The organism is Martinezella rhizogenes (assembly GCF_000799715.1).
GTDB lineage: Bacteria > Pseudomonadota > Alphaproteobacteria > Rhizobiales > Rhizobiaceae > Rhizobium > Rhizobium rhizogenes_C.
On record NZ_JUHG01000011.1, the window covers coordinates 321,006 to 339,705 of the forward strand.

At 60.5% G+C, this 18,700-nt stretch carries 17 protein-coding genes; 5 read left to right on the forward strand and 12 right to left on the reverse strand.

What is annotated here, in order from left to right; genetic code table 11:
• Positions 1 to 192: 192 nt before the first annotated feature.
• Positions 193 to 570, forward strand: a complete 378-nt coding sequence (locus EX00_RS05505; protein WP_047454917.1) for a VOC family protein — start codon at positions 193 to 195, stop codon at positions 568 to 570.
• Here the strand turns inward: EX00_RS05505 and EX00_RS05510 are convergent.
• Positions 546 to 1,679: a citrate synthase gene (locus EX00_RS05510; RefSeq protein ID WP_047454919.1), complete on the reverse strand. Its 1,134-nt coding sequence runs from the start codon at positions 1,677 to 1,679 to the stop codon at positions 546 to 548. The two genes, EX00_RS05505 and EX00_RS05510, sit on opposite strands and share 25 nt — an antisense overlap.
• Positions 1,680 to 1,763: 84 nt before the next feature.
• Between EX00_RS05510 and EX00_RS05515 the strand changes: the two genes are divergently transcribed.
• Positions 1,764 to 2,852, forward strand: coding sequence for a citrate synthase/methylcitrate synthase (locus EX00_RS05515; RefSeq protein ID WP_047454921.1), 1,089 nt, complete (start codon positions 1,764 to 1,766; stop codon positions 2,850 to 2,852).
• Positions 2,853 to 2,909: 57 nt separating this feature from the next.
• Here EX00_RS05515 and EX00_RS05520 read toward each other — a convergent pair whose 3' ends face one another.
• From EX00_RS05520 to EX00_RS05550, 7 genes are all read right to left on the reverse strand, one after another.
• Positions 2,910 to 4,769 carry a CHASE2 domain-containing protein gene (locus EX00_RS05520; protein ID WP_047454922.1) on the reverse strand — a complete coding sequence of 620 codons (1,860 nt, stop codon included), beginning with the start codon at positions 4,767 to 4,769 and terminating at the stop codon, positions 2,910 to 2,912.
• 13 nt (positions 4,770 to 4,782) lie between these two features.
• Positions 4,783 to 5,316, reverse strand: coding sequence for a FecR domain-containing protein (locus EX00_RS05525; protein ID WP_047454924.1), 534 nt, complete (start codon positions 5,314 to 5,316; stop codon positions 4,783 to 4,785).
• Positions 5,317 to 5,401: 85 nt separating this feature from the next.
• The gene (locus EX00_RS05530) at positions 5,402 to 6,451 is read right to left on the reverse strand and encodes a HoxN/HupN/NixA family nickel/cobalt transporter (RefSeq protein WP_047454926.1); all 1,050 of its coding nucleotides are present in this window, start codon (positions 6,449 to 6,451) and stop codon (positions 5,402 to 5,404) included.
• Positions 6,452 to 6,602: 151 nt separating this feature from the next.
• On the reverse strand, positions 6,603 to 8,231 hold the full coding sequence (locus tag EX00_RS05535) for a CTP synthase (RefSeq protein ID WP_047454927.1): 1,629 nt from the start codon (positions 8,229 to 8,231) through the stop codon (positions 6,603 to 6,605).
• A 141-nt stretch (positions 8,232 to 8,372) separates the two neighbouring features.
• Positions 8,373 to 8,870: a preprotein translocase subunit SecG gene (gene secG, locus EX00_RS05540; protein WP_047454929.1), complete on the reverse strand. Its 498-nt coding sequence runs from the start codon at positions 8,868 to 8,870 to the stop codon at positions 8,373 to 8,375.
• A 119-nt stretch (positions 8,871 to 8,989) separates the two neighbouring features.
• Positions 8,990 to 9,760: a triose-phosphate isomerase gene (gene tpiA / locus EX00_RS05545; protein ID WP_047454931.1), complete on the reverse strand. Its 771-nt coding sequence runs from the start codon at positions 9,758 to 9,760 to the stop codon at positions 8,990 to 8,992.
• A gap of 140 nt (positions 9,761 to 9,900) precedes the next feature.
• Positions 9,901 to 10,797 carry a dienelactone hydrolase family protein gene (locus tag EX00_RS05550; protein WP_047454933.1) on the reverse strand — a complete coding sequence of 299 codons (897 nt, stop codon included), beginning with the start codon at positions 10,795 to 10,797 and terminating at the stop codon, positions 9,901 to 9,903.
• A gap of 199 nt (positions 10,798 to 10,996) precedes the next feature.
• Here EX00_RS05550 and parE point away from each other — a divergent pair, with 199 nt between their 5' ends.
• The 3 genes from parE to EX00_RS05565 all read left to right on the forward strand — a co-directional run bounded on the left by parE (position 10,997) and on the right by EX00_RS05565 (position 15,663).
• The gene (parE, locus tag EX00_RS05555) at positions 10,997 to 13,066 is read left to right on the forward strand and encodes a DNA topoisomerase IV subunit B (RefSeq protein WP_047454935.1); all 2,070 of its coding nucleotides are present in this window, start codon (positions 10,997 to 10,999) and stop codon (positions 13,064 to 13,066) included.
• A gap of 144 nt (positions 13,067 to 13,210) precedes the next feature.
• Positions 13,211 to 14,344: an esterase-like activity of phytase family protein gene (locus EX00_RS05560; protein WP_047454937.1), complete on the forward strand. Its 1,134-nt coding sequence runs from the start codon at positions 13,211 to 13,213 to the stop codon at positions 14,342 to 14,344.
• A 140-nt stretch (positions 14,345 to 14,484) separates the two neighbouring features.
• Positions 14,485 to 15,663, forward strand: a complete 1,179-nt coding sequence (locus EX00_RS05565; protein ID WP_047454939.1) for an AI-2E family transporter — start codon at positions 14,485 to 14,487, stop codon at positions 15,661 to 15,663.
• Positions 15,664 to 15,677: 14 nt separating this feature from the next.
• Here EX00_RS05565 and EX00_RS05570 read toward each other — a convergent pair whose 3' ends face one another.
• The 4 genes from EX00_RS05570 to EX00_RS05585 form a co-directional block, all read right to left on the reverse strand.
• Complete coding sequence (locus EX00_RS05570; RefSeq protein WP_202903703.1) at positions 15,678 to 16,076, reverse strand: GNAT family N-acetyltransferase; 399 nt, start codon at positions 16,074 to 16,076, stop codon at positions 15,678 to 15,680.
• Between the two features lie 93 nt (positions 16,077 to 16,169).
• Complete coding sequence (locus EX00_RS05575) at positions 16,170 to 17,324, reverse strand: DUF2336 domain-containing protein (protein WP_047457475.1); 1,155 nt, start codon at positions 17,322 to 17,324, stop codon at positions 16,170 to 16,172.
• 103 nt (positions 17,325 to 17,427) lie between these two features.
• Positions 17,428 to 18,033: a flavin reductase family protein gene (locus tag EX00_RS05580; protein WP_047454943.1), complete on the reverse strand. Its 606-nt coding sequence runs from the start codon at positions 18,031 to 18,033 to the stop codon at positions 17,428 to 17,430.
• Positions 18,033 to 18,620 carry a nitroreductase family protein gene (locus tag EX00_RS05585; protein ID WP_047454945.1) on the reverse strand — a complete coding sequence of 196 codons (588 nt, stop codon included), beginning with the start codon at positions 18,618 to 18,620 and terminating at the stop codon, positions 18,033 to 18,035. The genes EX00_RS05580 and EX00_RS05585 overlap by 1 nt, the downstream gene beginning before the upstream one ends.
• Between the last annotated feature and the right edge of the window lie 80 nt (positions 18,621 to 18,700).

Sequence of the window (18,700 nt, forward strand, 5' to 3'; positions counted from 1 at the left end):
CTCCCAAGAAAGGATTTGTATCGGTTGAAAACTCAATAAAGATATTTAGCTGTCTTTGCCAATGAACAAATGACGGGCGAGCTATGCAGCCGCGCGGGATCAGGGCCAAAAACGCATCGCTCACGCATCTGTGATATTGTACGGCGCTGGCAAGCTGCCAAGCTATCCGCATCGTCCGTCACTGGAGCCAATATGCTGGATCATGTCACAATCGGAGTGAGTGATGTCGAACGGTCGAAGACCTTCTACGACAAGGCTTTGCTACCCCTCGGCATCGAGCGCCTCTACGCTGAAGGTGCGACGTTTGCAGGATATGGAATCAGACCCAAGGCCTTCTTCTGGATAGGGCAGCGAGACCTGCCGCAAACCAGTGCTCACGTCGCATTCACGGCCGAGGACAGATCGGCCGTCGACCGATTCTATGAGGCCGCTCTTGCCGCCGGCGGGCTGGACAATGGGCCTCCCGGCATTCGATCCCATTATCACCCCAACTATTACGGCGCTTTCATCCTCGATCCCGATGGCCACAATATCGAGGCCGTCTGTCACTCGACCGGCGGGCCGACATAACGCGCGCGTGGCCGGATGAGATGACCGCTTGTCGACTGTTCCATGGCATGCGCCAGCCAGCCGACCGTGCGGGCAAGCGCGAAGATGATCATTGGAGCATCCTGGGGCAGATGATGGGCTGACGTTAGCGCCGTCAGCGCGAAGTCAACATTGACGCGTTCTCCGACAAGGTCTTCGGCTACGTTCCGAACCTCTTCAAACAAAGGCGGCAGGGTGAAGCATGGGAGCAGCGCCTTGGCACGGGCATCGCCGTCCGGATAGAATGGATGTCCGACCGCCGGCACGGGCCGGCCTTCCGCCAGGTAGCTGCGCACCGCCTCCTCTGCCCCGATCGCGGCGGCACGGGTGACCAGCGAGTGCACACCTTGCCAGGCGCCGCCATGCAGCGGCCCGGTTAGTGTCGCAAGACCGGAGAGCGCGGCGGCTGACAGCGTCGCTCCAGCGGAGGCGGTGATCCGCGCGGTGAAGGTCGACGCGTTGAGTTCGTGATCGGCGAAGAGAACGAGGCAGCGGCGGATAAGGTCGCTTGCATCCGGCCTGTTCCAAGCCGTCGCAAGACGTTCATGCAACGGCAGCTTGGACATCCCCGGCGCCAGTGCTATCGCAACGGTGCCGAACACGCTTTCGGCTTCGTTCTGGAGTGCCGGCAGCGAACGCCCAAGCGAGGGTAAGTCCGTCGTGGCTCGCCCAGCCAGAGCAGAAAAGGCAGCGCTCAGGGCGGGCAATCGCTTATCGCCACCCTGCCCTTCCAGCCGCATTGGCCGCTTCATATCCCAGAGCAGGACCGCGATTTCCTCCAGCGTTGAATGTTCAGCAAGCTTGGCCGCATCCTGCCCGCGATAAAACAGCCGACCGTCGTAAACCGTCGACAGCGCCGAAGGCAGCACCGGATCGCCCCATTGGATCGCCTCGGCCGCCACCGTCTCTGTCTTGCGCCGTCCCGCGTGGCGCGCCGCCAGCCGTTTGACGTCGTCGGTGAAATAGAGGCTGCGCCGCGTATCAGCCGGATCGGGCTTTGCACGGATGCGGCCACGGCTGACATTGGCATAAAGAGTCTGCGTTTTTGTGCCCAGCAGGGTCAGCGCCTGCTCCGTCGTCAGCCAGCTCATGATCCCTCACATTGATCAATTCCGTCAAGATTGACGTCAATGCAAATAGGATTGATCTAAGTGAATAGTCAAAGGAGAATGCTGATGAAAAGTGGTCTTGAAGATGTCATTGCAGCCGAAACCAAGCTGTCGGATGTCGACGGCGCTGCCGGCCGGCTGATCATTCGCGGCGTTTCGCTGGACGATCTGGTGGCGACGAGCCGTTTCGAGGATGTTGCCGCTCTGCTGCTCGACGGCCTGTTCGAGGAACACACTGATGCCGAAAGCATTAAGACGCAGCTGGGTGCTGCTCGCGCAGAGTTGTTCGCGCATGTCGGTGCCGCCGATCCGACATTGCTGGCCCTGCCGCCCGTCGAGGCCGTTCGGGCATTGCTGGCCCGCATCGACGACGGCGAGGATTTCGCCACCGCCATCCGTCTGATGGCGGCGCCGGCTGTTTTCCTGCCCGCCGTGCTGCGTCTTCAGAACGGCGAAACGCCGATCAAGCCCGACGCCTCGCTGTCGCAGTCCGCCGACATCCTGCGCATGCTAAGTGACAAGCGTCCGACAGCGGAGCAGACAGCCGGCCTCGACGCCTATCTGGTGACGATCTCCGACCATGGCCTGAACGCTTCCACCTTCGCCTCCCGCGTCATCGCCTCCACCCACGCCGGTCTCACCTCGTCGGTGCTGGCCGCGATCAGCGCTCTCAAGGGACCGCTGCATGGCGGCGCTCCAGGCCCGGTGCTCGACATGCTCGACGCCGTCGGCGAGCCGGCCAATGCGCGGGCATGGTTGTCGCAGGCGCTCGACCATGGTGAAAGGCTGATGGGTTTCGGCCACCGCATCTACCGTGTCCGCGATCCGCGCGCCGATGCCCTGAAGACGGCGCTCAAACCGATTTTCGCAAGTGGTCAGGCCGATGCCGGTCGCATCGCGCTTGCCGAAGCGATCGAGGCGGCCGCGCTGGCACTTCTGAAGGAGCGCAAGCCGGATCGTCCCCTTGATGTCAATGTCGAGTACTACACGGCGCTGCTGCTCGACGCTCTCGGCTTCCCGCGCAACTCCTTCACCGGCGTCTTTGCGATCGGCCGCACGGTCGGCTGGATTGCCCATGCACGCGAACAGATGTTGGATGGTCGCCTGATCCGTCCGCAGTCGCGCTATGTCGGCCCATTGCCGAAGGCGGCGTAATCAAACAGCTACCTCATGTGGCCGCGATCTGTCGCGGCCACATGAGGCATTTGACGATCACGCCTGGCTGCGCCAGAGCCATATCGCCAACGATCCGGCGCGACCGCGCAAGCTTGTTTCGACCGGACCCTCGAGCTTGCCTTCGATATAGGGCAGGCTGTCGCGTCCGGCCGAATGCAGCAGCTCATTGCTGATGGCGATTTCGGCATGGTTGCGGGCGGCCACTTCCATCAGGCGGCTGGCAACGTTGACCGTGTCGCCGGTTGCCGTGATCTGCTGGCGGCCTTCACCACCGAGTCGCGATGCAACGATGGTGCCGAAATGCGCGCCAATCTTGAAGCCGATTCGGGAGGCGATCGCCTCGGGCAACGCTCCAAGCCAGCCTCTCATCCGCTCGGCAAGGCGAATACAACAGCGCGCCGCATTGGCGGGATCGGTTCGCTTCGGCTGCGGCAGGCCGAAAAGGATCATCGCGCCATCGCCCATGAAACTGGTGATGGCGCCGCCGCTGGCTGTCACTTCTTCGTCAACAAGATTGTAGAAGCCGTTCAACAGTTCCCTCACCGCCGTCGGGCCGATCGCCTCGCTGAGACCCGTAAAGCCGTTGATGTCGATGAAGACCACGGCCGCCTCCTGATGTACCGGCTCCGCGAGAAAGCCGGGATCTCTAGCAAGATGTTCGGCAAGACCTGGTGCCTGGATGCGCTGCAGGCGTTCGCTCTGCTCGGCAAAGCGCCCGGCCTGCCTGCGGCCGAGCCAAAGTTGGGCCGCGCCGAAGAGGACCGCCGGCGGCACCGTCGCGGCGATGGGCAAGGCGGCGCTCAACCAGATCCCGTGCTTGAAAGCGCTGACGTTGATCGCCAACCAGGCAAGGACAACGCAGAATGCCATGATCAGGCCGATGGTGTTGCGTCGCCAGGCAAGCAGGCCGACCAGGAGCAGTGGCACGCCGACGGCGAAATAAAGGTCGATGAGACGCACGTCGCGGTCGCGCACCAGGCCATCGCCGGCGATCAGATGTGTGATTGAGGTGGAGATGACCTCGACGCCCGGCAGAACCGGATCGAAGGGTGTGGGAAAGACATCGCCGCCGCCGGTGACGGTCGCGCCGATGACGACGATATGATCCGTGATCGCTTCCTCCGGCAATTGCCCGTTCAACGCCGCACTGGCGCTGATGGTGCGGATCGTGCCGCGCGGACCATAGAACGAGAGCGGCATCAGGTAGCCGGTATCCGTATGCACGGAACGGTCACCGATCTTGATGTGGTCGGAGATGACCGTCGGGTGTTCCCCGGTCGCTGCGGAAACGGCACGCAGGGAAAAGGATGGTTCGATCCGCTCGCCGCTGCGAAACAGCATGGGCACGAAACGCGGCGTTCCCGTCTTGTCGGTCTGTACATTGACGACGCCATAGCTTGCAGCTTCCGCGAACCGCTGTTGCGGCTCCAGGAACTGCAGCGCGCTGGGGACACGGGCAAGAGGTTCCTTGCTGTTATCCGTGACGCGCTGGCGGCTTTCGGGAAAGATGCCGGCGGCAGCCAGTACGGCATTGGTTCGTTTGAGTGATTGCTCCAGCGCTGCATCGCCGGTTTCATCGCCCGGATCGATCAGAAGCATGTCGAGCGCGATGGCTTTCGGTCCCAAAGCTGCGATCGCATCGATGACTTTGGCGAGCGTGGCGCGGGGCAGCGGATAGCGTCCCGCCGCCCGCGACGTGTCGTCGTCAATGGCGACGATCGTAACGATATCGGGCGGTTTACGGCTGCCGCCGAGCACATTCCTGAGATTCGTCAGCGTCGCCTCAGCGCCGTCGATAAAGGGAATGTCACCACGCAGATGCATGATGCCTAGGCCCAGACCCCAGAGGGCAGTCAAGATAAGCGCGATCAGCGTCTGGAGCGGCGGTCTGCGCATGGGCCTCAGGATCTCACTGGCCCAGGCGAGCCATCAATGCATTTATGCGCGGTTGCCCCCATGGCGTGACATGCAGCGGGGAACGACCACGGTCGACGTCGACGCCTTGCCCTCGCCCGAGTGTAACGCCTTGCCCGGTCGAAACCTTGTTCACGGCGACGCGGCCGCGCAGCACCAGCACGGATGTCTTGCCGCGTTGCGCGTCGACAGCCCATCGTGTGCCCCGGACGGCAGCGATCGCCTGCGGTGTTACCACTTCGAAACCGCCCTGAATGCGGCGACTGTCGACATCGATCAGCGCCGCCTTGCTGTTGAGCACGATAGCATCCACCTGACCGTCGCGATTCCGATCCGCAAGCCGGTAGCGCGCGCCACGTTCGATGGTGATGCTAAGCCCTGGTTCGCAATTCAGGATCTGGCGCTCAGCACTAACCGCCGGCCGCAGCGAACAGTTCGCGGCGGCTTGTGCGGAGGTTGACCCGGCGCTGATGACGCACAGAACGCCAGCCGCCAGCGCAACGCCGAAAATATCGCTTGTTTGGATCATGATTGTGCCCCCTCATCGCATGTAACTGGGGCTGTGGACGACGTTCCCAGTCACGGCATTCTCGATCCTTGGAACCGATGATGCGTCAGGAGCGGTTGATCTGCAAGTTGTCATAACCCCCGGTCTTGTAGAGGACGGTTGAAACCAGCCAGCTCAACAGGAAAATACCGACGACCGCGAAGCCGAAATTGGCGAGATTATCGTTCATTTCGCCGATGAAACTCCAGAATCCGCCTTCGAGGCCGAGCTTGTCAGAGATCAACCCCAGCGCCTCGATGCCGCCGATGAAGATGGCGACGACGACAGATGCCGCGGTGATCGTCAGATTGTACCAGAGCTTGCGCACCGGCTTGACGAAGGCCCAGCCATAGGCGCCGGTCATAAGCGTGCTGTCGAGGGTATCCATCAGCGACATGCCGGCGGTGAAGAGCGCCGGGAACACCAGGATCGTCCAGAAGGACATGCCCTGCGCCGCCTGCGCCGCTGAAATGCCGAGGAGCCCGATTTCGGTTGCCGTATCGAAGCCGAGGCCGAAGAGGAAGCCGATCGGATACATATGCCACGACCGCGTCACCACCTTGAACATCGGCCGGAAGATGCGCGCGAGAAAGCCGCCGCCGGCCAAAAGCGTATCGAGATCCCCTTCAGTGATCTTATCACCCCGTCTTGCCCGGTTGAACGCCGACCAGACGCCCTTGAGCACGAACAGATTGGCAATGCCGATGAGGAGCAGGAAGACAGCCGAAACCGTTGTGCCGATGACGCCGCCGACATCGTGAAAAGATTCGAACTGGCCCTGCATCGCAGCCGCCGTCGCGGCAATGAAGATCGAGGCGAGCACGACGATGCTGGAATGGCCGAGCGAAAAGAAGAAGCCGACGGCATAGGGCTGCTTCTTCTCCTGCATCAGCTTGCGCACAACATTGTCGATCGCCGCGATATGGTCGGCGTCAAACGCATGCCTGAGGCCGAACATATAAGCAAGAAACGCGGTACCCAGCAGCGATGGCCTGTCGGAGAAAGCGACCCATGCCCAAACCCAGGCAGCTATGTTAGACGCAATCAAGATAATGTAGGTGACGGCTATCTTAATCCTCGACCGCTCGATCCGGTCGTCAAATGGATTGAGTATCATACTTTTGTTCCCATTATGCTTACCGGCAAATTGCCATGGAAACGGGAACGGCGCGACAGTCAAATGACGTAGGGGCGGAATTTTTTGCGATGCCGCAGCTATAAAAAACCCGGCGAGAGCCGGGTTTGAAGTTCCATTGATGCGCCGATGCTCAAACCAGCCGGCTCTGTTCCGTCGCCGCTTCGATAAAGCTCGAGAACAGCGGATGCGGTTCCAGCGGGCGGGACTTCAGTTCCGGGTGGTACTGAACGCCGATGAACCAGGGATGGTCGGGATATTCGACCGTTTCCGGCAGGATACCGTCCGGTGACATGCCGGAGAAGATGAGACCGCAATCCTCCAGCCTGTCCTTGTAGTCGACATTGACTTCGTAGCGATGACGATGGCGCTCCGAAATGTCGGTCGAACCGTAGATTTCGGAAATCTTCGTACCCTTCTTCAACGAGGCCTTGTAAGCGCCGAGGCGCATCGTGCCGCCGAGATCGCCGGATTTCGTGCGCTTTTGCAGCTCATTGCCCTTCAGCCATTCCGTCATCAGGCCGACGACCGGCTCCTCGGTCGGGCCGAACTCGGTCGACGAGGCATGTTCGACGCCTGCCAGGTTGCGGGCGGCTTCGATGACGGCCATCTGCATGCCGAAACAAATGCCGAAATACGGCACCTTGCGCTCGCGTGCGAAACGCGCCGCATGGATCTTGCCTTCCGAACCGCGCTCGCCAAAACCGCCGGGCACCAGAATGCCGTGAACTTTTTCAAGATACGGCGACGGGTCTTCCTTTTCGAAGACCTCGGACTCGATCCATTCGAGGTTGACCTTGACACGGTTAGCGATACCACCGTGGTGCAGCGCTTCGATCAGCGACTTATAGGCATCCTTCAGGCCGGTATATTTACCGACGATCGCGATGGTCACCTCGCCTTCCGGCGTACGGATGCGATTGCAGACCTCTTCCCACTGGTCGAGACGCGGCTTCGGCGCCGGCTCGATGCCGAAGGCGGCCAGCACTTCATTGTCGAGGCCTTCCTTGTGATAGGCCATCGGCACATCGTAGATATTCGCGACGTCGAGCGCCTGGATGACGGCGGACTGGCGAACATTGCAAAACAGCGAAAGCTTGCGGCGCTCTGCTTCCGGGATTTCCCGGTCGGCGCGCACCAGCAGGATGTCGGGATGAATGCCGAGCGCCTGCAGTTCCTTGACGGAATGCTGGGTCGGCTTGGTCTTCAGCTCGCCGGCGGCCGGAATATAAGGCATTAGCGTCAGATGGACATAGACCGCGGTTCCGCGTGGCAAATCGTTGCCGAGCTGGCGGATCGCTTCCATGAAGGGCATCGCCTCGATGTCACCGACGGTGCCGCCGATCTCGCAGATGACGAAATCATACTCGTCATTGCCTTCGATAACGAAATCCTTGATCTCGTTGGTCACATGCGGAATGACCTGAACGGTGGCGCCGAGATAGTCGCCGCGACGTTCCTTGTCGATGATGTTCTTGTAGATGCGACCGGTGGTGATGTTGTCGGTCTTGGTGGCCGAGCGACCAGTAAAGCGCTCATAGTGGCCGAGATCGAGGTCGGTTTCCGCGCCGTCGTCGGTCACGAAGACCTCGCCGTGCTGGGTCGGGCTCATCGTGCCCGGATCCACGTTCAGATAGGGGTCGAGTTTGCGCAGGCGGACCCGATAACCACGAGCCTGCAACAACGCTCCGAGAGCCGCGGCCGCAATTCCTTTTCCGAGGGAAGAAACCACGCCGCCAGTGATGAATACATATCGCGCCATGGGAGTCACCGGATACCTTTTAACAAACGATTCTGCCAGCCCTAAAATTCGTTTCCGGAATTTTGGACGCAGAATACGGAATTTCGACAAAACAAAACCGGCAGATCCGAAGACCTGCCGGAGGATGATATGCGACCTGGCTTAGTTGCCGGTCGGAACGCCGTTACCGCTCTGGGCTGGCGTCGTGGTCGTGGCCGGCGCGGTCTGCTGACCGGTGGCCGGAGCCTGCTGGGCCGGCGTGGGCTGCGTCGTCTGAGACTGCGGAGCGACCGCGCCGCTGTTCGGAACGCCACTATTGTTGGCCGGCTGCGACTGGCCGCCTGCAGGCGGTGCGCCATTCTGACCGCCAAGCGAATCGAGAATACCGTTACCCTGGCCCGACGTGCTCGGAATGCGGTTGAGAATATCGGTCGGACGTCCCTCGAAGCGCGACAGCACGTTCATGCCGAGCGCCAGCGCGAAAAACAAAGTCGCCAGGATCGCAGTGGTGCGCGTCAGCGCATTGGCTGCGCCCCGCGCCGACATGAAGCCCGATCCGCCGCCAATGCCCAGGCCACCGCCCTCCGAGCGCTGAATCAGCACCACGCCGATAAGGGCGACAACAATCATGAGATAGATGACAAGCAATACGGTTTGCATAGGTCCAGTCCTGCCCACGGGCGCGGGCATCAATCAAAAAGAAAAGCTCGCGGCTCTTTACATGAGGCTATCGCCTATTCCAAGCCCTTTTAAGATTGGAATTCAGGCAAGTGAGGCCTTCAGGCGAACTGCCGTTCGAATGCGCCATAGATGGCGAGGAAGTCTGTGGCTTTCAAGCTTTGCCCGCCGACGAGCAAACCGTTGACATTTGCGACCGAAAGCAGGTCGGCCGCATTCGCGCCGCTGACCGAGCCGCCGTAGAGAAGACGGAACTTTTTGCCATCCTCGCCGAAGCGCTCAACGAGTTCGCCGCGGATGAAGGCGTGGGCCTCCTCGACGTCAGCGCGCGTAGGCACTTTACCCGTACCGATCGCCCAGACGGGCTCATAGGCGATGACGGTTGTTTCCGAGACGGAACCGTCTGGAACCGAGCCGGCGAGTTGGCGCTTGAGCACGTCAAGGGTCTGAGCATTGTCGCGCTCTTCCGCCGTCTCGCCGATGCAGACGATCGCGATCAGATCGGCATTGAGCGCCGCTTCGGCCTTGGCGCGCACCAATGCGTCGCTTTCCGCATGGTTCCTGCGGCGTTCGGAATGGCCGACGATGACGTGGGTGCCGAAGCAATCGGCAATCATCTCTGCGGAAATATCGCCGGTATGCGCGCCGCTGACCAGTTGATGGCAATCCTGTGCACCGATCGCCAGCGGGCTGTCATCGCAGAGGGCTGTTGCGACATAAAGGAGCGTTGCCGGCGGGCAGAGCAGCGTGTCGATCTTTTCCGACAGCGGCGCCTTCACGCCTTCCGCGATCGCCTTGATCTGGTCGAGGCTGGCACGCGTGCCGTTCATCTTCCAGTTTCCTGCCAGCAGCGGCCGTATTTGCTTCGTCATTCCTCATCTCCCCGTCATTCGTGTGCTGCCGCACTAACAAAAGTGAGAGGGAAAGAAAAGTTAACGGCTGTCCTCGGGGTGGCTTAAAATCGTTTAAAAATCGCTTTTGCGAAAATAAACCGAAATTTTTTCGAAAAGACCTAGGACGGCTGTGGATCGATGATCCAGTTCAGCACTTTCCGCCAGTCGGTCATGCGAACCGGCGTGCCGTGATTGCCGGTGGCAAACAGCGTGAACCGTGTTGGGTAATGCGCCTTATAGAGCTTTTCAAACAACGCCTCTTGGTCGGCGGCTGCATAGACCGAATCCTTGCTGCCATGGGTAAACCAGACCGGCAGCTTCGCCTTGTAGAAGGCGCTCTTGACGAAATCGGGATCGGTCACGCCACTCAAAATCGCCATGCCCTTCAGGCGCTTGACGCTTTCCGCATCGCGGGTAATGCCCCAGCAGACGAAACTGCCCATCGAGGCGCAGGTGAGGATCACCGGCTTGCCGCCGGACTTCTCATAGGAATAGCGGATCAGGGCCGCGATATCGGCGACGCCGTCGCTGTTGAAGCTCTTGACGCTCGGCGCGTAGTAGGTGCCGCCATTGTTGTAGGCGAGGTTCTTCAGCCGGTTGAAGTTGCCGCCGAAGGTGTAGTCGTTCGACCCCAGCCGGCGGTCGCCGCCACGGCCATGGATGAAGATTACCGTGAAAGCCTGTCCCGATGCCGGGCCGATGCGGGTTACGTCGAGCTTGCGATCGCCAAGCGGCAAGGTCTCGTCTTCTTGCGACTTCCAGCGCACACCGGTGGCGATATAGGCCGGCTTGACCCGCTTTTCCGGGATCTGGTCGCGATCGTTAATATCGCGCATTTCCTGATAGTCGATCGTCTGGAACGCGCCATTGTCATGGTTCTCGATGACTGTCTGGTTGGAAAACAGATCGTCCTTGAAGGGTTTCAGCGCCTCGGCTGCGGCACCCGATGCGACGGCCAGCGGCAAAAAGGCCGCAATTGCGGCTATCATCGACAAATGAGCTGTGGACATTCGCATGCGGACACTTTCCTCGATAGGCTCTCGGGCTTGCCATTCGCCGCCCGGCAACGCAAATCTTTTTTCGAATTTGTCCCGTCACTGGGGCGCCATCGCGTTAGAACGTCATTTCTGGCAGAATCAAGGTGATTCGCGGCAATGACGGCAAATGTGATGATTCTGGGGTGTGACCCCTTCAAGGATAAATCTGAACAGCTCCATGGATAACAGCAACGATCTCTTCTCCGGACTGCCCGTTTCGCCGAAGCCGGAAACGGCGGAAAAGCCGGCCGCAAAGGTTGAAAGCCCTGTGGCCGCTCCTGCCCCTGCCCCGCGCGCAGTTCCGACAACCTCGTCCGTCGAGGAATACGGTGCGAGTTCGATCCGCGTTCTCGAAGGCCTCGAGCCGGTGCGCATGCGTCCCGGCATGTATATCGGCGGCACGGACGAGAAGGCGTTGCATCACCTCTTCGCCGAGGTCATCGACAACTCCATGGACGAGGCCGTCGCCGGCCATGCCGATTTCATCGAAGTGCATCTTGACCAGCGTGGCTACTTGACCGTCACCGATAACGGCCGCGGCATTCCAGTCGAAAATCATCCGCAGGTGCCGGGCAAGTCGACGCTTGAGGTCATCATGACCAAGCTGCATGCCGGCGGTAAATTCGACGGCAAGGCCTACGAGACCTCTGGCGGTCTGCATGGCGTTGGCGTCTCCGTTGTCAACGCGCTCTCCGACGATCTCGAAGTCGAGGTGGCGCGTAACCGCAAGCTCTATCGCCAGCGCTTTTCGCGCGGCGTGCCGCAGGGTGGACTTGAGGAACTCGGCGACGTCCATAACCGCCGCGGCACCCGCGTCCGTTTCCATCCCGATCCGCAGATTTTCGGCGATCATGCCAAGTTCGAACCGGCCCGCGTCTTCCGCATGGCCCGCTCCAAGGCCTATCTCTTCGGCGGTGTAGAGATCCGCTGGAGCTGCGATCCGGAATTGGCGCCGGCAGGCTCGGATGTTCCCGAAAAGGCCGTCTTCCATTTCCCCGGCGGCCTGAAGGATTATCTCAAGGCGACGATGGGCAATGAGTTCACCGTCACCCGCGAAATATTCTCCGGCAAGTCGGAGAAGGGAACCGGCCACGGTTCGCTGGAATGGGCGATCACCTGGTATGGCGGCGACCCGCAGGTCCATTCCTATTGCAACACCATTCCCACTCCCGAAGGCGGCACGCATGAGGCCGGCCTGCGTATCGCGCTGACCAAGGGGTTGAAAAACTACGCCGAGTTGACACAGAACAAGCGTGCCGCCGGCATTAGCACCGACGACGTGATGATTTCCGGCGTCGGCATGCTCTCCATCTTCATCCGTGAGCCGGAATTCGTCGGTCAAACCAAGGACAGGCTTGCGACCGTCGAGGCACAGCGTATCGTTGAAAACGCGTTGCGCGATCCTTTCGATCACTATCTCACCGACAATCCGACCGAAGCCGAAAAGCTGCTGGAATGGGTGATCGAACGCTCCGAGGAGCGTCTGCGTCGCCGCAAGGAAAAGGAAGTCAATCGCAAGTCGGCTGTGCGCAAGCTGCGCCTACCGGGCAAGCTCGCCGATTGTTCTCAGAACACCGCCGAAGGCGCCGAACTCTTTCTCGTCGAAGGTGATTCGGCTGGTGGCTCCGCCAAACAGGCACGCAACCGCATGAACCAGGCGATCCTGCCGCTGCGCGGCAAGATCCTCAACGTCGCCAGCGCCGGCCGCGAAAAACTGTCCGCCAACCAGCAGATTTCCGATCTGGTCCAGGCGCTCGGTTGCGGCACGCGCTCGAAATATCGCGAGGAAGACCTCCGCTATCAGCGCATCGTCGTCATGACCGATGCCGACGTCGACGGCGCTCATATCGCCTCGCTGCTGATCACCTTCTTCTATCAGGAAATGACCGAGTTGATCCGTGGCGGGCACCTCTTCCTGGCCGTGCCGCCGCTCTACAAGATCACGCAGGGATCGAAATCTATCTATGCCCGCGACGACGCCCATAGGCTGGAGCTGATGGAGAGCGATTTCAAGGGTAAGGGCAAGGTCGAAATCAGCCGATTCAAAGGCTTGGGCGAAATGCTTCCTGCCCAGCTTAAAGAAACGACGATGGATCCGTCCAAGCGCACGCTGTTGCGTGTCGTGATCGACGAAGTGGACTTCGAAGGCACGCGTGACGCCGTCGACAACCTCATGGGCACCAAGCCCGAGGCCCGCTTCCGCTTCATTCAGGAGCGTGCGGCATTTGCGGAAAATCTGGATATCTGACAGCCGCACTTCGGCGGCTGTGGCAAAATCGATTTCCTGATATTTTTAGGGGATGGAGCGCGATCCGTAACGAAAGCGTCATGGGCGGATGCATAGATGCGGCGCGAACCCGCCAGCTCATGATCCGGATGTAACGATATCGCCATGATGAAGCCCTTCCTGACGACCGCCGCTCTTGCCCTTTTCCTCAGCACGGCAGCTCGGGCCACCGATATCGGTACGACGATCGATGTGCCCTGCCCCTTCGGCGACTGCAAGGCTGGCATCAGCCTCTCCTATCTCGGCGAATACGACATTCCGACGGGCTTCAGGGAAAACGGCGTCGAGGTCGGTGGTCTCTCGGGCATCGAATTCGACCCTTCGACCGGTCATTATATTTCGATCAGCGATGACCGCTCCGAAAGGGCACCGGCTCGCTTCTACGATCTCGACATCGATGTCAGCGCTGACGGCCTCAAGGGCGTGACGGTGCTCGATCATGTGACGCTGAAGGACAAGAACGGCCAGCCTTTCGCGTTCCGCACGGTTGATTCCGAGTCGATCCGCATCGGCAAGGACGGCATCTATTGGAGCAGCGAAGGCGACGGCAAGGCGCTGTTGCCGCCATTCGTGCGCGTCGCCAATCGCGATGGCAGCTTCGTGCGCGAATTGGCCTTGCCGGAAGGCTTTGCGCCGACATCGGACAAAACCACTGGCATTCGCGACAACCTCGCCTTCGAGGGCCTGACGTTTCTCGCCGGTGGCGACCTCCTCGTCGGCGCGGAATCCGCGCTTTATCAGGACGGGCCGATGACAACACTGACCAATGGTGCGCTTGCTCGCATCATCCGTTACGATGCGGCCACTGGCGTACAGAAAGCGGAATATGTCTATCCGATCTCACCGATCCCTCAGGCGCCTGCCAAGCCCGGCGGCTGGAACGATTTCGGCATGTCGGAAATCCTGGCGCTGGACGACCGTCATGGGCTTTCCGTCGAGCGCGGTTACGCGCAGGATATCGGCAATTCGGTGGTCATCAACATCTTCGATCTCGCCGGTGCGACCGATGTTTCCGCTATCCCGTCGCTCGCAAAGACCGATCAGCGTGTCGTGCCGGTGCGCAAGACCCAGGTGATGGATTTGCGTGCGCTTGGCCTTGCACCTGATAATATCGAGGGTGTCACCTTCGGCAAGGCGAAGGATGGCACGGATGTGCTGATCTTCGTTGCCGACAACAATTTCAATCCGACGCAGAAGACCCAGTTCTTTGCCTTCAGGGTCATCCGCCGGCCCTCCTGAGCGGTGGCCTCTTGCCCGCATTGGTAGTCGTCGTGCCGTCACGACAACGGATTATATAGGCTTTCGGATGGTGGCCCTTGAATCGGCCTAGATCATAGCTCATAACCGGTTGATCGAATAAAAAAGGTAAAACAAGTCCGGTGGGTGTATTCGAACGTCAAAAGCAGAAGGAACCACGGTGGCTGGGGCCTACCGCACCTTCACGCATGGCCCTTATTCCGTCCATTTCGGCGGCACGCTGGCTATTAATCCTGATTGCCGCGGCTGGCATCTATTTCTTCTACGGTTTTCTGATCCCGGTGCTGGCTGCCGCCGTGATCGGTTTTGCCACCTGGCCGCTCTATAGCGACCTCCTGCGCCGGACCGGCGGCAACACGACGCTCGCCGCCGCCATCGCCATTGCCTTTATCGTCACATTCCTGGTGCTGCCGATCGTGCTTTCCGCCGTCTATATGGCTGGCGAGGTGCGCGAATGGTTTGGCTGGGCCGTGCATGTCAATCGCGACGGCGCTCCGCCGCCGCAGTGGATTCTGGCGCTACCAATGGTTGGGGCCTGGCTTGGCGATCAGTGGACGCAGTATATTGGAAGCCCCGGTTCCATCGGCGAATTGGCGCAACTCATCAGCGGCGCGCATATTGGCAATATCTACCGCGCGGTGCTTGCCGCCGGCGGCGGCGCCTTTCATGTCATTCTGACCTTGCTGTTCATGTTGATCGCCCTGTTTTTCATATACCGCGACGGCTCGATGTTCGTGCGCCAGGTCGATCTTTTGGGTGAACGCATCCTGCCGAACCGCTGGGAGCGCATCTCCCGCGTGGTGCCGGCAACGATCAGTTCCACGGTTATGGGCATGACGCTGATCGCCCTCGGTGAGGGCATCGTGCTCGGTGTTGCCTATTGGATCGCGGGAGCGCCCTCGGCCGTCACGCTCGGCGTTCTCACGGGTGTCATGGCGCTGGTGCCTGGCGGCGCGCCGCTCTCCATGTCGCTTGTCTCCATTTATCTGGTTGCCAGCGGTTCGCTATGGGCAGGTGTGGGGCTGTTTGTCTGGGGCACGGTCGAACTTTTCATCGTCGACAAAACATTGCGGCCGAAGCTCGTCGGCGGGCCGATCAAACTGCCTTTTCTGCCGACCTTTTTCGGGCTCGTCGGCGGCGTCAAGACCATGGGCTTTCTCGGCCTGTTCATCGGCCCGGTGCTGATGGCCATCATCGTCGCCATCTGGCGCGAATGGATTCGCGAGGCCGAACTGACCGAGGAGCAGCATGCCCAGGAGCCGGAACTGCAGTTGCGCATCCGGGATGGCTCCGACGGCTGATCAGATCCCTGCTATCAGGACAGCGTCTTTTCCATGAACAGGCTGAGCGGATCGGGCTTGTAGTCGCCGAACGGCTCGATCTCGACATAGCCCAGCTTGCGATAGAGCGCGATGGCTTCCGGCTGGTATATGCCGGTTTCCAGCCTCACCGCCGTCAGCCTCTTTTCCGCCGCCGCCTCTTCGAGCACGTCCATCAACATCAGGGCGACCTTGCGTCCCCGGGCAATCGGATCAACGAACATGCGCTTGATCTCGGCCGTGCCATCGCCGGCCTCGACTAGCGAGCAGCAGCCGACGATATCGCCATCCAACCGCGCAACCCAGAAGGTTACTTCGGGTTTTTCCAATGAGCTCAGATCGAGCAGGTGGTTGCTCTCAGCGGGATAGAGCGATTCGGCATAGGCACTCGACATGTCGAGAAGACGGATGACACCGTCCTGGCGCGGTGATTCAACGGCAATGGTCAGCAAGAAATATATCCTGAAAGCTTTGGTAGTCGATCAATATCACGCCGCAGCGAGTGCCGCCAGCGCCGCGAAGCTCCGCGCCGTCTGCCGCCGTTCGGTATTGGCGAGCTTCTCCACCATGTCCAGCAACTGTATCGCGGCACCGGGTGACCGCTCGGCGACGCGGAATTTGCGCATAAGCCGGGTCGAGACGTTGTCCAGCATGGTGCCACCTGATGTACGTGATGCCTCGCGCCAGATCAGGGTCGCCTCGACGAAGACGACGCTGATATCACGCGGCAGGCCGGCAGATTCATAAAGCGCGCGAACAGCATAGACACGACCGGTCGACAGGATCGAACGAACCCGCCGCTCGCCGCAGCCGGAGAGGTTTGTGATCGCGCCCGCGAAGAAATCGACTTTGCCGGAGCAAAGCGCGTGCATCAGGAACGCTGGTGTCAGCCAGCCGGACTGTCGCAGATGTTCTGCCAGATCCGGAATATCGTCATGTTGAACCGATCCGGCGATGGAGACCGTCGCCGTCTCGCTCGCCTCGCGGATAATATGCTGCATCCGGCCCGCGCCGATCGTGGCCTGGATAAGGCTCGAGCCGGCCAACGCGTCGCAAACATGCCGCATCAGCAGGTGGCGGACATCGGAAGGCAAACCGTCACGGGCGAGAAGCAGGCTACGAATTTCGGCGTGATCACCAAGCCGCTCGGCAATGCGTTTCAAGGAGGCACGCGACAATGAAGCAGCGTCGTTTTCCAGGAGGCAAAGGATTTCATTCTCCCCGCCGATCTCGACCAGTGCCGCGGAAACCGGCCGTGGCACCTGCCCGCGCGAGGCGATCAGAACACGGGTCACGTCACTGCCGCGCAGCGCAAGGTCGACGAGGTCGCCATCGGTGAACACCGGCGACAAGAGAATAACCTGCCCCGCAATTTCCGGCTGATCCTCCGCCAGTGAAAGGATGATGCTGCGCGGTGCATTCGGCGCACGCGCCAGGGCTTCAGCGAGCGACAGGCGCACGCGGGGCGATGGATCATCAAGCAGATAGGTCATCGCCATTTCGGCGGCCTCACGCTCTCCTGGCGGCATCGCCGATTGCAGATAGGCACGGCCGAGGGCGTTGGCCGCCCTTGCCCTGCCCTCTGCCTTGGCGGTCTCGGCCCAGCGAAGAAATGCTTCTATGATCACGTAACGCCCCGATATCGGCGGAACGATTCTCGCCCCGCAAACCCATGGGGACACGTTAGTGGCGAAAGGTTTACGGCTCGTTTACCTTATTTATTAACCACTAATGCGCGAACCGGCATCATGGCGTCTTCGGTCGCACCAATTCGAAGACATCGCTGCCTTCGCTGTAGTCCATATAGCCCATGCGCGCGACGGGCCGGGCGAGCGCCATATCGAGCCGGCCGTCGCGAATGATCGCTTCATCGATATGGATGCCGACGACCTGGCCAAAAACCATGACGTTGTCCGTCGGCTTTCCATCGAGGTCCCTGGGCTGCATGATCTCCGTCACCCGGCACTCGAGGACGGCGAAGGCTTCGCCGACATAGGGCGCATCCACCAATCGGCCGGGCTCAGCCGTCAGGCCCGCAAGCGCGAACTCATTCGTGCCGTAGGGCACGGAAATGGATGAATGGTTCATCTTTTCGACCAGGTTGCGACTGACGAGATTGGCGGTGAAGACACCGGTTTCCTCGACATTGCGCGCGCTATCCTTGCGCCCGGTCGAGGAAAACATCACCAGTTTCGGCCGATCGCTGACGGCGTTGAAGAAGGAATAGGGTGACAGGTTGATAGAGCCATCCCTGCCCTTGCTGCCGATCCAGCCGATCGGCCGTGGTGTAACGATTGCCTTGAAAGGATCATGGGACAGGCCATGCTGATTGGTGTCGGTCGTATAGAACATTACGCGTCCTCGCCGCCGACCCAGGTCACGGTTTCCGTCAGCTCCGGACGCGGGCGTTCGACGGGCGGGAAGTTGGAGGAACCGATATGGATGAAGCCGGCGACCTTTTCACCCGGCTGGACACCAAGGAGCGGATAGGCACGCTCGTCATAGGCGAACCATTCGGTCAGCCAGTTAGACACCCAGCCATGTGCATTGGCCGAGATCAGCAGATTGAGGCAAAGCGCGCCCGCTGACATCAACTGTTCCCATTCCGGGATCTTGAAATGCGGGCCTGCCTTGCTGACGACCGCGATAACGACCGGCGCGCGGGTGAAACGCGTGCGCTCGACCTGAATCATCTCCCCGGACAGATCCGGCTTGGCTTCCAGCGCGAGCTTCAACAATTCTTCGCCGATCCGCACCCGTTTCTCGCCGCGATAGACGATGAAGCGCCACGGAGCGAGCTTGCCGTGATCCGGCACACGGGAGGCAAGCCGCAGGATCTCTTCGATTTCGGCCTTGTCCGGGCCTGGTTCCGCCATCTGAAATGCGGGAATGGATCGGCGAACCGCCAGATAATCGACCAGCTTGATATCGGTTTTCATGGAATGATTGCTTTCATTTTCATGCGCGGGAGGAAGTGGGTCTTGAATTTGCCACCGCATTGGTCTTGAAGTGGCCTGTG